This window comes from Aeromonas taiwanensis, from assembly GCF_000820165.1.
GTDB classification, from domain to species: domain Bacteria; phylum Pseudomonadota; class Gammaproteobacteria; order Enterobacterales; family Aeromonadaceae; genus Aeromonas; species Aeromonas taiwanensis.
The window spans coordinates 1-15,457 of sequence record NZ_CDDD01000019.1 but is presented as its reverse complement, the minus strand read 5'-3'; the positions used below and the strand labels follow the sequence as shown (position 1 = coordinate 15,457).

Here is a 15,457-nt window from a genome sequence, read left to right as displayed (position 1 = left end):
TCTTGTCAGTGCGATGCGGGCTTAGCTGTCGCGACGCTTGCTGAACTTGCGATCCTTGTTGAAGCCGCCTTCACGACGATCCTTGTTGAAAGGACGGTCGCCCTGGGGACGGCGATCCTTGTTGAAAGGACGGTCGCTGCGGAACGGACGATCACCGCGCGGCGGACGGCTGCTGGTGTTGCCACCGGCCGGCACTTCGGTGTAGCGGCTGATCTGCAGCGGGCGCTGGCAGACACGAGCCTTCTTGATCACCTCAAGCACCTCGGGGCTGATGCCTTTGGGCAGGTCCACGGTGGAGAAGTCGTCTGCGATGTCGATGTTGCCGATGAAGCGGCTCTCGATGTTCGCCTCGTTGGCAATGGCGCCGACGATCTGGCCCGGCTTGACGCCGTGATGGGCACCCACGTCTACGCGGTAGCGCTCCATCTCCACGTCCGGGTTGTCCTTGAGCGGACGCGGCTCCAGGGAGGGCATGCGACGGGCCGGACGATCGCCACGGTCACCGAAGTCACGACCACCGCGGTCGTTGAACTCACGACGCTCGAAGCCACCGCGATCGTTGCCGGCATTGAGCAGCGGATCCGGGATGGAGTCATCCAGCAGCAGCGGCTGGTCGCCCTGTACCAGCTTGGCCAGCGCAGCAGCCAGCTCCAGCGGATCGGCAGAATCCTCTTCGATCAGCTCGTTCACCAGGTTGTGGTAGATCTCGAGCTCTTCGCCCATCATGGTTTCGCGGATGCGCTCCTTGAACTTGGCCAGACGGTGCTGGTTGATGTCCTCGGTGCTCGGCATCTTCATCGGCTCGATGGCCTGACGGGTCGCGTGCTCGATGGCGCGCAGCATGCGGCGCTCGCGCGGCGCCACGAACAGGATGGCCTCGCCCTTGCGACCGGCACGGCCGGTACGGCCGATACGGTGAACGTAGGACTCGGTGTCGTAGGGAATGTCGTAGTTCACCACGTGGGTGATGCGCTCGACGTCCAGACCACGGGCGACCACGTCGGTGGCGATCAGGATATCCAGCTGGCCCTGACGCAGCTTGTCGACGGTGCGCTCACGCAGCTTCTGCGGGATGTCACCGTGCAGGGCTTCACAGGCGTGGCCGCGGGCAGCCAGCTTGCCAGCCAGCTCTTCGGCGGCGTTCTTGGTGCGTACGAACACCAGCAGGGCTTCGTAGGATTCCACTTCCAGCAGACGGGTCATGGCGTCCAGCTTGTGCAGACCGGTCACCTGCCAGTAGCGCTGGCGGATGGTGGTGGCGGTGGCAGTCTTGGAAGCGATCTTGATCTCTTTGGGCTGCTTCAGGTGCTTCTGGGCCACGCGACGGATCTGCTCCGGCATGGTGGCAGAGAACAGGGCAACCTGACGGCCAGACGGGCACTGATCCATGATCCAGTCAACGTCGTCGATAAAGCCCATGCGCAGCATTTCGTCCGCTTCGTCCAGCACCAGGGCTTTCAGACCGGAGAGGTCCAGGTTCTTGCGACGGATCAGGTCCATCACACGGCCCGGAGTACCCACGACAACCTGAGCACCGCGACGCAGGGCGCGGGTCTGGGTTTCGTAGGAGGCGCCGCCGTAGATGGGCAGCACGTGGAAATCAGGCATGTGGTGGGCATAGCGTTGGCACGCTTCAGCCACCTGCAGGGCCAGTTCGCGGGTCGGCGCCAGCACCAGGATCTGGGTGTTGCGGTTACCAGCTTCCAGACGAGACAACAGAGGCAAGGCAAAAGCAGCGGTCTTCCCTGTACCGGTTTGTGCCTGCCCCAGCAGATCGTGGCCCGCCATCAGGTGGGGAATTGCTGCGGCCTGGATGGGGGACGGGCGCTCATAGCCCACGTCCTGCAGCGCTTTCAGTACGGGCGCGGCCAGTCCAAGCTCACTAAAAAGGGGCAGTTGTTCGGTATCAGACATAGATTCTTCCAGATTAAGGCAGGCGGCTAACACCGCGGAATAGCAAAAAGGCGGCGATTATAGCGCCACTTTGTTCTGCTGTCTTGAAAAATGTGATAAGCCTCTCAAGACGTTGGCAATTATAGAGGGATCTGACGAGTATGGCTTGCTTATTTTTCACTCATGGTGCGTTATTGCCGATCAGACTGCGCCGGAGTCCCGTTCCCGCTTGTGTTTGAGCACCGCCATGGTGAGCCGGCTGGAGCACAATAAACGACCACGTTCATCGCGAATTTCTATCTGCCACACCTGGGTCGTCGCCCCCAGATGCAGTGGCGAGCAGCGCCCCGTCACCACCCCTTCCCGCTTGGCCCGCAGGTGGTTGGCATTGACCTCCAGCCCCACGCAATAGCTATCCTCCCCCACTGCCATATTGGCGGCCAGAGACCCGAGCGTCTCTGCCAGCACCACGGACGCCCCGCCGTGCAACATGCCGAGCGGCTGATGGGTGCGGTGATCCACCGGCATGGTGGCCTCCAGCCAGTCGGGGCCAAAATCGGTGTAGACGATGTCGAGGTGAGCCATCAGGGTGTTGCGGGAGCTGGCGTTGAGCCCCTCAAGGCTCATGGGCTTGCGCCAGATGGGGGCGTTCTCTTGACTCATAGCGAGCGGACTCCTTGTGTGATCAACGGGTTATCGTCAAGCTTTGTCGGCGAACGTGCAGTGTCGGCGAAAAAGGCCGGAAAAAAAAGATGCCCCGCGTGGGGCATCCGGTATCCGGGCTGGAGCTCACCAAGGGTAGGTCACCCCGGGCCACTCGACCCAGGGCATCTCCCGCCCCGGCAGACGCGGCTCGGGCCAGCGCCAAACCTTGCCAAGCCAGGCGCGCAACTCGGCCTCAAGCTCGCCATCGGTGAGCGGTGCCTCGGCCACCTTCCAGAAAAAGAGCTCCACCTGCACCTCTGGCAACACGGAGGGGTAAAGGTAGACACCGCCCCAAAACTGCGGCTCCCGCTCCGGACTCCAGAGGCCATAGGCAAAAGAGCGCTTGGCCAGAAACTCTGACTCCTGCCACTCCAGATCCGCCTCGTGCTGGCTCAGGCTGAAGTCGGCCGAGGGCCAGGGGTCGTTCGGCCGAAACAGCTGGTGGAGCTGCTCCCGCTCACGCAGGATGGCGACGAACTCCAGCACCGCCTGGGAGGGCGTGGCAGGCAGCAGCAGGAAATGCGGGTGCCGATACGCCTTTGGCACCCGGAATCCCTTGGGGAAGCTGAGCATCAGACCAGTTCCAGCAAGGCCTGCAGCGGGTGCCTGAGCTTCTCCCCCTCCATCCGCTTGACCTGGCTGCGGCACGAATAACCGGTGGCGAGGCAGCGATCCTTCGGCAGGCGCGCCAGGGGCTCGGCCCAGCTGAGGCCATAGATCCCTCTGGAGTTCTCCACCTGCCTGGCGTCATGACCATAGGTGCCCGCCATGCCGCAGCAGCCAACAGACACCGGCTGCAACCTGGCGCCAAAGCGGCTGAACAGGGTGCTCCAGTCGCCGTGGGTCGACGGCTTGGCGGTCTTCTCGGTGCAGTGGGCAAACAGATACCAGGGTTCGGTGCCCGCCGCTTCCCGCACCGGCAGCGCCTCGGCCGGCAGGGAGAGCAGCCACTCCTGGGGCAGCAGCACCTGGAAGTTGCCGCGGGCCGGGCCCAGGGCCTTGGCATACTCATCCCGATAGCAGAGCACCAGGGAGGGATCCACCCCCACCATGGGAATGCCCAGCGCCGCCACCTTGTTGAGGAACTGGGCGCTGCTCGCTGCGGTGCGGGCGAAGGCGCGCAGGAATCCCTTCACGTGCTGGGGCTTGCCGTTGGGCTTGAACGGCAGCAGATAGGGCTGCAGCCCGAGCTTGCCGGCGAGCTTCACCAGGTCGCGCACCACGGGGGCATCGTAGTAGCTGGTGAAGGGATCCTGCACGATGAGCACCACTTTTTTACGCTGCTCGGGGCTCATGGCCTCGAGGCCCGGCAGGTCGAAGTAGCGGGCCCGGTTGTCCCGCAGCTCATCGGTCAGGGTCGGCACGGAGAGCAGCGGCACGTCCACCATGCCGATGCTCTTCTCGGCCGCCTTCTGGGCCCACTCCTTCTCCAGGAAGAAGTTGACCAGCTTGGGCACCTTGGCGAGCAGGGGGGTATAGCTTTCCACGGTGCCGACGAAGTAATCCTTGGGGCTGCGCAGGTAGCGGCTGTGATAGAGCTGCATAAATCGGGCGCGGAAGGTGGGCACATCCACCTTGATGGGGCACTGGCTGGTGCACGCCTTGCATGCAAGACACCCCTCCATCGCCTCCATCACCTCGTGGGAGAAGTCATACTGGCCGCGAGCGCGGGCCACCGTATTGCGGAACTTGTCGACAATCTGCTTGACGCGCAGACCGCCGCTTTGCAGCGCTACCTCTTCGGCGAGGGGATCGAAGCCCTGCTCCGCCAGCTGGCGCAGCCATTCGCGCATCAGCCCTGCCCGTCCCTTGGGGGAGTGACGCCGGTCCTTGCTTATCTTGACCGAGGGGCACATGGGGGAGTCGGTCTCGAAGGTGAAGCACAGGCCGTTGCCGTTGCAATCGAGCGCCCGGGTATAGCTTTCTCGCACCGCTACCGGGATCTGCCTGTCGAACTTGCCGCGCTTGGGCCCGTCCACCGAGACCAGCTCGGCGCCGCTGCCATAGGGCATGCAGATCTTGCCCGGGTTGACGCGGTTGGCGGGGTCAAAGGCGCCTTTGACCCGTTGCAGCTCCTCCCAGAGTTCGCCGAAGAAGGCGGGGCTGTATTCGGAGCGGAATCCCTTGCCGTGCTCCCCCCACATCAGGCCGCCGTATTTCGCGGTGAGCGCCACCACCTGATCCGAGATGCGCCGCAGCAGCACCTCCTGCTCGGGGTCGCACAGGTCCAGCGCCGGGCGCACGTGCAGCACCCCTGCATCCACGTGGCCGAACATGCCATAGTCGAGGCCGTGGCCATCCAGCAGGGCACGAAACTCCATGATGAAATCGGCCAAGGATTCCGGCGGCACCGCGGTGTCTTCGGTAAAGGCCACCGGTTTCTTGCGCCCCTCGGCGTTGCCGAGCAGCCCCACCGACTTCTTGCGCATGCCGTAGATGGTCTCGATGCTCGGCAGGTGGTCGCACACCTGATAGCCGATGACCCCGGCCTCTCCCTTCGTCAGCAATCCGTCGATACGCCGGCACAGCTCGGCGACCTTGGCCTGGTGGTCGGCCTCGTCGGTGTCCGCAAACTCGACGATGTTGAGCCCCTGCAGATCCTTGCCCGGCACGTCCTGGATGAGATCCTTCACCGAGTGCCAGATGATGTCGGCCCGGGCCAGCCCCAGCACGCGGGAGTCCACGGTCTCCACCGACAGGGCGTGAGCCTGCACCATGAAGGGGGCGTTGCGCAGCGCCGAGGGGAAGCTGTCGTATTTGACGTTGACGAGCGTCCGGTAACGCGGGATGGGGGTGATGTTGAGCTTCGCCTCGGTGATAAAGCCCAAAGAGCCTTCAGATCCGCACAGTACCCGGCTCACATCCAGGGTGTCGCTCTCGGGGATATAGAGGTGCTTGAGATCGTACCCGGTCAAGAAGCGGTTCAGCTTGGGGAAGGTCGCCTCGATGTCGGCGCGCCGCTCCTTGCCGATGCGATAGAGGGTGCGATAGATCTCTCCCTCGCGACTCTCGAGGGCCAGCTTGTCCTGGAGCCGCGAACCGTTGACCGGCTCGGTGGCCATGATGTCGCCGTTCTCCAGCACGGCTTTCAGACCCAGCACGTGATCCGAGGTCTTGCCGTACACCAGGGACCCCTGCCCGGAGGCATCGGTGTTGACCATGCCCCCCAGGGTGGCGCGGTTGGAGGTGGAGAGATCCGGTGAGAAGAAGTAGCCATGGGGTTTGAGATAGGCGTTGAGCTGATCCTTCACCACCCCGGCCTGGGCCCGTACCCAGCCCTCGTCCAGATTAATTTCCAGGATCTGGTTCATATGGCGGGAGAGATCGACGATAATGCCGCCGCCCAAGGACTGACCATTGGTGCCGGTACCGCCGCCGCGAGGGAAGAAACTCAAGGCCGCGTATTCGTGCCCCTGGGCCAGCTTGAGCATCACCGCTATGTCATCCGCGCTGCGCGGATAGAGCACCGCCTGAGGTACCACCTGATAGACGCTGTTATCCGTCGCCATCGCCAACCGGCTTGCATAAGACTTTTCGATATCACCACGAAATGCTGAGCGCGCCAGCAACTCAAGAAACTGCAGGGTTGTAGGTGACAAACTGTCCTGGTAATCGAGTCTCGGGATCATGAATCCTTGTTCCCTTCCTTTGCTTGATGCCGGAGTTCCGGCGACAACGACCATTCGGGCCAGCCTCTTCGCGGGCTCCCGAACCAGTCCGCTCACATGTGAGCGGGCAGTATATCAGCTAGAAAACCGCTTGCGCGCGCAATCTTCACCATTTGAAAGGAGGACTTTTATGGCTCATTACAGCCATGTTATCAGTACGCTTATCCGCACCGAAAAACAGGCGCTGACCCTGTCGCTGTTTGGTTGCATCACCTTTGCCATCTTCGGCATCGGTTATGGCCTCTTCGTCGGCTCCAACGCCATCATGCTCGACGGCATCTTCACCCTGTTCAGCATGGGCATGACGGGCCTGGGTCTCATCACCGCCTACCTGGTCACCCGCCCCTCAGACGCCCGCTTCCAGTACGGCTATGCCCACTTCGAACCTATCGCCAACGTCATCAACGGCGCCATCATTCTGCTGCTCTGTCTCGGTGCCCTCTATGGCGGCATCACCTCCCTGCTGGCCGGTGGACGGGAGATAGACCTCGGCCATGCCCTCATCTACGCCGCCGTCTCCACCTTCTTCTGCGGTGTCCTCTACCTCATCGAGGCCGACGTGGCCGAACGAGTCGACTCCGAGCTGGTGCGGGTGGACTCCAAGGAGTGGCTGGTCGATACCCTGCTGAGCGCCACCCTGCTCGCCGGCTTCGTGGTCGCCATCGGCCTCGATACCCTGGGCTACGGCCACTACAACCGCTACATCGATCCCGTGCTGGTCTCTCTCCTGGCCCTGTGCGCCACCCTCATTCCCATCAAGGTGCTGGGTCGCAACCTGCGGGAGGTGCTGAAAATCGCCCCCAAGGGGGACGTCTCCCGCCTGGTCGCCCGCGAAGTCGAGGCCCTGCGCCAGCGCCATGGGGTCGAGTGCTACAGCCACCTGGCAAAGAGCGGTCGCCGCTTCGATCTCGAACTCAACATCCTGGTGGCCCCGGGCCAGGAGTGGCCCGTCGAGCGCCAGGATGCCCTGCGCCAGGAGCTCTGGTCCCGCCTCGGCGACACCCTGGGGGATGCCTGGCTGTCGGTCTGCTTCACCCGGGAGAAACGCTGGCTCTGATCCCGGCCGACGACCCGATCGCACGCGGGGCCGACAGGCCCCGCGTGAAAATCCCTTGATGCGGCTGATGCGCACGCCGCCAGCCCGTCCATCCCCCCTGGCAACCCCCTTGTCACAGGGCCATCACAGACCTATTGCCAAATGGCTGCGAGCCGTTATCATCAGGGCTCACTTTTGACCCGAGGTTTTATTGCCCATCATGGACAATCCCCGAAGTAGCCCTTCGTCTTTCCCCATCAAAGCCTATCTGTACCTGCTCAACCAACGCCTCTGACGAGATGCCCAGCTCTCCACGGTCCCCTTGCCGTGACCCATATTCGCCGCATCTGTTTTAACTGAGGTTTATTACATGGAATTCTTGCTGGACCCCTCTATCTGGGTCGGTCTGCTCACCCTGATCATCCTGGAAATCGTACTCGGGATAGACAACCTGGTCTTCATCGCCATCCTGGTGAAAAAACTGCCCCCCGCCCAGCGGGACAAGGCGCGCATCATCGGCCTCTCCCTGGCCCTGCTGATGCGCCTGGGGCTGCTCAGCGTCATGTCCTGGCTGGTCACCCTGACGACCCCCATTCTGCATGTCTGGGATCACCCCTTCTCCGGTCGGGATCTCATCCTGATGGGAGGCGGTCTCTTCCTGCTGTTCAAGGCGACCTCCGAGCTGCACGAACGGCTCGAGGCCAAACCGGAGGAGCAGGGGGCGACCGGTGTCTATGCCGGTTTCGGGGTGGTGATCGCCCAGATCCTGGTGCTGGATGCGGTCTTCTCCCTGGACTCCATCATCACCGCCGTCGGCATGGTGGATCACCTCGGCGTCATGATGGCCGCCGTGACCATCGCCATGGTGGTGATGGTGCTCGCCTCCAAGCCCCTGACCCGCTTCGTCAACGCCCACCCCACTGTGGTGGTGCTCTGCCTGAGCTTCCTGCTGATGATCGGCTTCAGTCTGGTGGCGGAGGGCTTCGGCTTCCACATTCCGAAGGGCTACCTCTATGCGGCCATCGGCTTCTCGGTGCTCATCGAGTTCTTCAACCAGCTGGCCCAGCGCAGTGCCCTGCGCCATGAGGCCCGCCAGCCCCTGCGCGAGCGCACCACGGCTGCCATCTTCAAGTTGATGGGGGGCAACAAGCGCTCCGCACACCCGCAAGAAGACGAAGAAGAGGAGCAGGATGCCCCCCTGCCCCCCGGCTTCGGTGAGGAAGAACGCTACATGGTGAGCGGCGTGCTCTCCCTGGCCGAGCGCTCCATCCGCACCATCATGACCCCCAGGGCCGAGATGGAGTGGATCGACGTGAATGACAGCGCCGAGGAGATCCGCACCCTGCTGCAGCGGGCCCCTCACAGCCTGTTCCCGGTCTGCGACGGGGAGCTGGACGAGATCATCGGGGTGGTGAAGGCCAGGGATCTGCTGTTTGCCCTCAACGAGGGGCAATCCCTGGCCGAGCTGGCCAGACAGAACGACCCCATAATCGTGCCGCAGACCATCAACGTGATCCGCCTGCTGGCGGAGCTGCGCCAGGCGCGCGGCAGCCTCATCCTGGTGGCGGACGAGTTCGGCGTCATCCAGGGGCTGGTCACCACCCACGACCTGCTGGAGGCTATCGTGGGCGAGCTGCCGGACGAGGACGAGGCCCCGGACGTGGTCATCGACGGCGCAGGCTGGCTTATCAACGGCAGCACCAACATCCACCAGGTCGAGCAGGCCCTGAACTGCGACGGCCTGGTGAGCGAGAGCGACGAGTACGTGACGCTGGCGGGCATGCTGCTCTCCCACTTCGGCAGCCTGCCCGAGGCCGGTCAGCAGCTGCACCTCGGCCAGTTCCGCTTCGAGGTCATGGGGGTGAGCGAGCGCCGCATCGAGCGAGTTCGCGTGACCCCTGTCGACGCCTGAGCCAGAGTCGCCATATGACAAGAGGGCCCCCGGGCCCTCTTTCTCATGGTGTCCGCCACGGGATCAGGGCTATTGCTGTGAAAACGGCAATTCTCTTCTGCAATCTCCCCTCTTTTTCGCAATGGTCATCACCGCTAGAGTCTCCTCCATTCCAACACGAGGAGTTCACCATGAACCACGATCCCCTGTTCTGCCCCCTTCGCCTCGGCCAGTTGCACCTCAACAACCGCATCGTCATGCCCCCCATGACCCGCTCCCGCGCCAGTCAGCCCGGCGATGTGGCCAACGCCATGATGGCGACCTATTACGCCCAGCGTGCCGACGCCGGCCTCATCATCAGCGAGGGCACCCAAGTCGACCCCATGGGCAAGGGCTATGCCTGGACGCCGGGGATCCACAGCGCCGAACAGGTGGCCGGCTGGAAACGGGTCACGGACGCCGTGCACGCCAAAGGCGGCACCATGTTCGCCCAGCTCTGGCACGTGGGCCGAGTCACCCACCCGGACAACATCGGCGGCGCCCAGCCCATCTCCTCCTCCGCCATTCAGGCCAAAGGGGTGAAGGTGTTTGTCGACAACGGCAGCGATGCCCCCGGGTTTGTCGAGACGGTCACCCCCCGCGCCATGACCCAGGCTGACATCGACGCCGTGGTGGGGCAGTTTCGCCAGGCGGCCCGCAACGCCATGGAGGCGGGCTTCGACGGCATCGAGCTGCACGCCGCCAACGGCTACCTCATCAACCAGTTCCTCGACTCCGAATCCAACGCCCGCACCGACGGCTACGGCGGATCCCTTGAGAACCGGCTGCGCTTCCTGAAAGAGGTGACCGAGGCGGTCTGCAACGAGATCGGCGCCGATCGGGTTGGGGTGCGCCTCGCACCGCTCACCACCTTGAACGGCACCGTCGACGCCAATCCGCAGGAGACCTATCTGGCCGCCGCCCGCCTGCTGGGCCGCCTCAATGTCACCTACCTGCACGTTGCCGAGGCGGACTGGGACGACGCCCCCCTGATGGCAGAGAGCTTCAAGCAGGGGCTGAGGGATGCCTTCCCCAACACCCTCATCTATGCGGGCAAGTACGACGGTGAGCGGGCGCGTGCCGCCATCGAGGCGGGCTGGGCGGACATGATAGGCTTCGGCCGCCCCTTCGTGGCGAACCCGGATCTGCCGAACCGCCTGCGTCACGGCTACCCGTTCGCCCCCCACGATCCCGCCACCCTGTTTGGCGGCGGCGAGAAGGGGCTGATCGACTACCCCGTCTATGAGGCCGAAGGGGCCTGATCCTCGGCCCCCCCCTGAGACGAGAGAGGCCCGCCATTTCTGGCGGGCCTCTCTTTTATTGTGCGTATTGCGCGGGCGGCAGGCTGACGCGGGCCATCAGTGCAGGATCACCCCGTGGGTCGCGGCATAGCCGCGGATCTCCCGGGTCAGACGCACCTTGTCGGCCAGATCGAGCCAGCTGGCCTCCACCGCATTGAGGCACAGGCGGCAGAGCTGCTCTCGGCTGGCGCCAAGCCCGTCGGCCAGGGCCTGGAAGTTCGCCCCCATGTAGCCGCCGAAATAGGCGGGGTCGTCGGAGTTGATGGTGACGCAGAGCCCCTGCTCCAGCAGGTGCAGCACATTGTGATGCGCCATCTCGTCGAACACCCTGAGGCGCACGTTGGAGAGCGGACAGACGGTGAGCGGCAGCCGGGTATCCGCCAGGTAGCGCACCAGCTCGGGCTCGTCGCTGCAGCGCACCCCGTGATCGATGCGCCGGATCTGCAGCTCCTGGATGCTCTGCCAGATGTAGTCCGCCGGCCCCTCCTCCCCCGCATGGGCCACCGCCGGCAGCCCCAGCTCGCGGCATCGGGCAAACACCCGGGCAAACTTGCCGGGGGGATTGCCCAGCTCGCTCGAATCCAGACCAATCCCGTGCAGACGCGCGAGGTGCGGCTCGGCCTGCGCCAGGGTGGCGAACGCCTCCTCTTCGCTCAGATGGCGCAGGAAACTCATGATGAGCCGCCAGCTGATGCCGAAGGCCTCTTCGCCATCCTTCAGCGCCCGCTCTATGCCGCCGAGCACCGTCTCGAAGGGGATGCCGCGGGCGGTGTGGGTCTGGGGATCGAAGAAAATTTCCACGTGGACCACGTGATCCGCCACGCAGCGCTCGAGGTAGGCCCAGGTGAGATCGAAGAAGTCCTGCTCGGTGACCAGCACGCTGGCCCCCTGATAGTAGAGGTCGAGAAAGGATTGCAGGCTGTCGAACTCATAAGCGGTGCGCAGGCTCGCCACGTCGGGCCAGGGCAGCGCCACGCCATTGCGCCGGGCAAGGGCGAACATCAGCTCGGGCTCCAGGGTGCCCTCGATGTGCAGGTGCAGTTCCAGCTTGGGCAAATCGGCAATAAAGGTATCCATGGTGACGGCTCCATCGTCAGATCCGCTTCGAGCGTGGCCAGGGCGACGCCCTCCTTCCCTTTCATTGTGCACCCATCTGTCGCACCAAGGGAGACTTGTCATCAAAGCGCCTTATAATGGCGACACAAAAACCATAACCGATTGAAGACATTAAAAGGTGGGAGCCTTCGCCCCCGCGCCTGTGCCCGACAAGGAGTATTCATGAAGAAAAGCGTCATCTGCGACATCGACGGCGTCATCCTGCACAACAACGATCTGGTGCCCGGTGCCGATCGCTTCGTCCACCGCCTGCTGGAGCAGGGCAGCAAGCTGCTGTTTCTCACCAACTACCCGGCCCAGACCCAGAAAGATCTGCAAAACCGCTTCCGCTCCGCCGGCATCGAGGTGCCCGAGGAGTGCTTCTACACCTCCGCCATGGGGACCGCCGATTTTCTCAAGCGTCAGGATGGCAAGAAGGCCTATGTGATCGGTGAAGGGGCCCTGACCCACGAGCTCTACAAGGCCGGTTTCACCATCACCGACATCGACCCCGACTTCGTGGTGGTGGGCGAGACCCGCAACTACAACTGGAGCATGATGCAGCTGGGCGCCAAGTTTGTGGATCAGGGTGCCCGCTTCATCGCCACCAACCCGGATACCCACGGCCCCCTGATGTACCCGGCCTGCGGCGCCCTGTGCGCCCCCATCGAGCGAATGACCGGCAAGAAGCCGTTCTACGTGGGCAAGCCGAGCGCCTGGATCATCCGCGCGGCGCTCAACCGGATGGAGGCCCACTCCGACAACACCATCATCATCGGCGACAACCTGCGCACCGACATCCTGGCGGGCTTCCAGGCCGGTCTCGAGACGGTACTGGTGCTCTCTGGGGTGAGCAAGGTGGCGGACATCGACCGCATGCCGTTTAGGCCGAACCACATCTTCGACTCCGTGGTCGACATCGACATCGTCTGATCCCCTCGCCACCTCGCCCGGACGGCAACCCACCAGCACGGCCCCCTTGGCAAGGGGGCCGTCATCGTTTAACGTAAGCGCAACATTGTTAAACAAACTAAACGGGAGCAGGATGCTCCCCGCCACCGCAAGGACGCACCATGAAGAGCCTGAACGACTGGATCCTGCTGGACAAGCACGCCGTCTCCCCCACCCCGCTGATGCCGGCAAGGGATCGCATCAGGGCGGGCAACCCATCTCAGACCGCCTGGAATCACTACTCCGACCCCAGCCAGCAGTTTCACGTGGGCTTCTGGTCCTGCGAGGCGGGCCGCTGGGCCGTGCACTACACCGAGCACGAATACTGCCAGATGCTGGAGGGCGAGGCCTGCATCCACGACGGCCAGGGCGGCCAGCTGCACCTGAAACCCGGGGATCAGTTCGTCATTCCCGCCGGTTTTGTCGGCGAGTGGGAGACCCTGGTCCCCTGCCGCAAGCTCTACGTGATCTTCGAACCCGCCGCGACCTGACGCGCACGTCAACCTCACTCCCCTTCCCCGGCGGCCGGACGGTCGCCATCCCCTGGCGCAGCTTGACGCTTACGGCATGATTTTCTGCGGTTTTCCCGCTTGCAAAAGGGTTTTCCGCTAGGCATTGTGATTGGCGAGGAATGTAAATGGAATTTCGAGCCCAAACGTGGGGGGCTCATATAAAAATCAAGAGGATTACCGCCAATGTGTTCTATTTTCGGCATTCTGGACATCAAGACCGACTCCGCCACCTTGCGCAAATCGGCCCTGGAGATGTCCAAGCGACTGCGTCACCGCGGGCCTGACTGGTCCGGCGTCTACAGCTCCGACAAGGCCATCCTGGTGCACGAGCGCCTGGCCATCGTCGACCCGGGCAACGGCGCCCAGCCCCTGTACAACCCCGAGCGCACCCACGTGCTGGCCGTCAACGGCGAGATCTACAACCACAAGGAGCTGGAGAAGAACCTCAAGGTCGACTTCCGCTTCCAGACCCACTCCGACTGCGAGGTGCTGCTCGCCCTCTACAAGGAGAAGGGCCCCGCCTTCCTGGACGATCTGAACGGCATCTTCGCCTTCATCCTCTACGATGCCGAGCAGGACGCCTACCTCATCGGTCGCGACCACATGGGGATCATCCCCCTCTACACCGGCCGCGACGAGCACGGCAACTTCTATGTCGCCTCCGAGATGAAGGCCCTGGTGCCGGTGTGCAAGAGCGTCGAAACCTTCCCGCCGGGACACTACCTGTGGAGCAAGGATGGCGAGCTCAAACAGTGGTACAAGCGCGACTGGATGGAATACGGTGCGGTCGAGCACAACCAGAGCGACAGAGCCGAGCTCAAGGCCGCTCTGGAAGCGGCAGTCAAGCGCCAGCTGATGTGTGACGTGCCCTACGGCGTGCTGCTCTCCGGCGGTCTGGATTCGTCCGTCATCTCCGCCATCACCAAGCTCTACGCCGCCCGCCGGGTGGAAGACGATGGCAAGAGCGAAGCCTGGTGGCCCCAGCTGCACTCCTTCGCCGTGGGTCTGGAAGGCTCCCCGGATCTCGCCGCAGCCCGCAAGGTGGCCGATCATCTGGGTACCATCCACCACCAGATCCACTTCACGGTGCAGGAGGGGCTGGATGCCCTGCGGGACGTCATCTATCACCTCGAGACCTATGACGTCACCACCATCCGCGCTTCCACCCCCATGTACCTGATGGCGCGCTACATCAAGGCGATGGGCATCAAGATGGTGCTCTCGGGCGAAGGCTCCGACGAGCTGTTTGGCGGCTACCTCTACTTCCACAAGGCGCCGAACGCTAAAGAGTTCCACGAGGAGACGGTGCGCAAGCTGTCTGCCCTGCACCTCTATGACTGCCTGCGGGCCAACAAGTCCATGGCCGCCTGGGGCGTGGAGGGTCGCGTGCCCTTCCTCGACAAGGAGTTCATGGACGTGGCGATGCGCCTGAACCCCGCCGACAAGATGTGCGGCAAGGGCAAGATCGAGAAGCACATCCTGCGGGAAGCCTTCGAGGATCTGCTGCCCCACGAGGTGGCGTGGCGCCAGAAGGAGCAGTTCTCCGACGGCGTAGGTTATTCGTGGATCGACAGCCTGAAAGCCATGGTCGAGCAGGAAGTGACGGATCAGATGTTCGAGGCGGCGGCGTTCCGCTTCCCCATCAACACCCCGCTCACCAAGGAGGCGTACTACTACCGTGCCATCTTCGACGAGCACTTCCCGCTGGAGTCCGCCGCCCGCACCGTGCCCTACGGCAAGTCGGTCGCCTGCTCCACCCCCACCGCGCTGGAGTGGGATGCCAAGTTCAAGGAGATGGCCGACCCGTCCGGTCGCGCCGTGATGGACGTCCACCAGCAGGGTTACTGAGCCAAGGCACAGCCCCGGATAGCAGAAAGCCCCTCCTGAGAGGGGCTTTTTCATGTCAGCCATTCGTCACGGCTATCGCCCGATCTGTCGAGCACGGCACTGTGCGCCTACCGAAACGGATGCCCTGGCATCAGACCTGCGCATCCGGCTGATTGGCGGGGGCGGCCTTGATAAAGGCCTGCAGCTGTTCACAGTTGGCGACGATGCGATTGATGGTGGGGTAGTCGTCCAGGGTCATGTCGAAGCGGCGGGCGTTGTAGACCTGGGGCACCAGCATGCAGTCCGCCAGGGTCACCTCGTTGCCGACGCAATAGATGCCGGCGGTGGTCATCAGCAACTGCTCCAGGGCGCTGAAGGTCTCGTCAATCCAGTGGCGATACCAGGCCGCTTCCTGCTCCTTGCCCGCCCTGAAGTGCTCCCCCAGGTAGTTCAGCACCCGCAGGTTGTTGAGGGGGTGAATGTCGCAGGCGATCATGTTGACGATCTGGCGCACCCGGGCCCGCTCCAGGGGGGCGGAC

At 63.6% G+C, this 15,457-nt stretch carries 12 protein-coding genes; 6 read left to right on the top strand and 6 right to left on the bottom strand.

All coding sequences use genetic code 11. The features are described 5' to 3' along the window. Positions 1–21: 21 nt before the first annotated feature. From BN1136_RS03615 to ydiJ, 4 genes are all read right to left on the bottom strand, one after another. A complete protein-coding gene (locus tag BN1136_RS03615) occupies positions 22–1,914 on the bottom strand; it encodes a DEAD/DEAH box helicase (protein ID WP_043759808.1) in 1,893 nt (630 codons plus the stop codon). Between the two features lie 180 nt (positions 1,915–2,094). Beyond that, on the bottom strand, positions 2,095–2,556 hold the full coding sequence (locus BN1136_RS03610) for a hotdog fold thioesterase (protein ID WP_043759805.1): 462 nt from the start codon (positions 2,554–2,556) through the stop codon (positions 2,095–2,097). Between the two features lie 126 nt (positions 2,557–2,682). Then, positions 2,683–3,171, bottom strand: a complete 489-nt coding sequence (locus BN1136_RS03605; RefSeq protein ID WP_043759803.1) for a hypothetical protein — start codon at positions 3,169–3,171, stop codon at positions 2,683–2,685. After that, positions 3,171–6,227: a D-2-hydroxyglutarate dehydrogenase YdiJ gene (ydiJ, locus tag BN1136_RS03600; RefSeq protein ID WP_043759800.1), complete on the bottom strand. Its 3,057-nt coding sequence runs from the start codon at positions 6,225–6,227 to the stop codon at positions 3,171–3,173. Before ydiJ ends, BN1136_RS03605 begins: the two co-directional genes overlap by 1 nt. 169 nt (positions 6,228–6,396) lie before the next feature. Here ydiJ and BN1136_RS03595 point away from each other — a divergent pair, with 169 nt between their 5' ends. The 3 genes from BN1136_RS03595 (at position 6,397) to BN1136_RS03585 (ending at position 10,494) form a co-directional block, all read left to right on the top strand. Further along, positions 6,397–7,323, top strand: coding sequence for a cation diffusion facilitator family transporter (locus BN1136_RS03595; RefSeq protein ID WP_043759797.1), 927 nt, complete (start codon positions 6,397–6,399; stop codon positions 7,321–7,323). Positions 7,324–7,672: 349 nt separating this feature from the next. Beyond that, a complete protein-coding gene (locus tag BN1136_RS03590; protein ID WP_043808065.1) occupies positions 7,673–9,214 on the top strand; it encodes a TerC family protein in 1,542 nt (513 codons plus the stop codon). Positions 9,215–9,384: 170 nt separating this feature from the next. Then, positions 9,385–10,494: an alkene reductase gene (locus BN1136_RS03585; RefSeq protein ID WP_043759794.1), complete on the top strand. Its 1,110-nt coding sequence runs from the start codon at positions 9,385–9,387 to the stop codon at positions 10,492–10,494. Between the two features lie 96 nt (positions 10,495–10,590). Here BN1136_RS03585 and BN1136_RS03580 read toward each other — a convergent pair whose 3' ends face one another. Continuing rightward, entirely contained in the window at positions 10,591–11,610 is a 1,020-nt protein-coding gene (locus BN1136_RS03580; protein ID WP_043759792.1) for an adenosine deaminase, read from the bottom strand. Between the two features lie 201 nt (positions 11,611–11,811). On the opposite strand from BN1136_RS03580, the gene BN1136_RS03575 reads away from it, so the two are divergent. The 3 genes from BN1136_RS03575 to asnB all read left to right on the top strand — a co-directional run bounded on the left by BN1136_RS03575 (position 11,812) and on the right by asnB (position 14,939). Then, positions 11,812–12,561, top strand: a complete 750-nt coding sequence (locus BN1136_RS03575; protein ID WP_043759790.1) for an HAD-IIA family hydrolase — start codon at positions 11,812–11,814, stop codon at positions 12,559–12,561. 140 nt (positions 12,562–12,701) lie between these two features. Next, positions 12,702–13,070: a cupin domain-containing protein gene (locus BN1136_RS03570; RefSeq protein ID WP_043759787.1), complete on the top strand. Its 369-nt coding sequence runs from the start codon at positions 12,702–12,704 to the stop codon at positions 13,068–13,070. 204 nt (positions 13,071–13,274) lie between these two features. Then, a complete protein-coding gene (gene asnB / locus BN1136_RS03565; protein WP_043759785.1) occupies positions 13,275–14,939 on the top strand; it encodes an asparagine synthase B in 1,665 nt (554 codons plus the stop codon). A gap of 130 nt (positions 14,940–15,069) precedes the next feature. Here the strand turns inward: asnB and BN1136_RS03560 are convergent. After that, positions 15,070–15,457 (bottom strand): glutathione S-transferase family protein (locus tag BN1136_RS03560; RefSeq protein ID WP_043808063.1); only part of this gene is annotated, 388 nt, incomplete at its 5' end.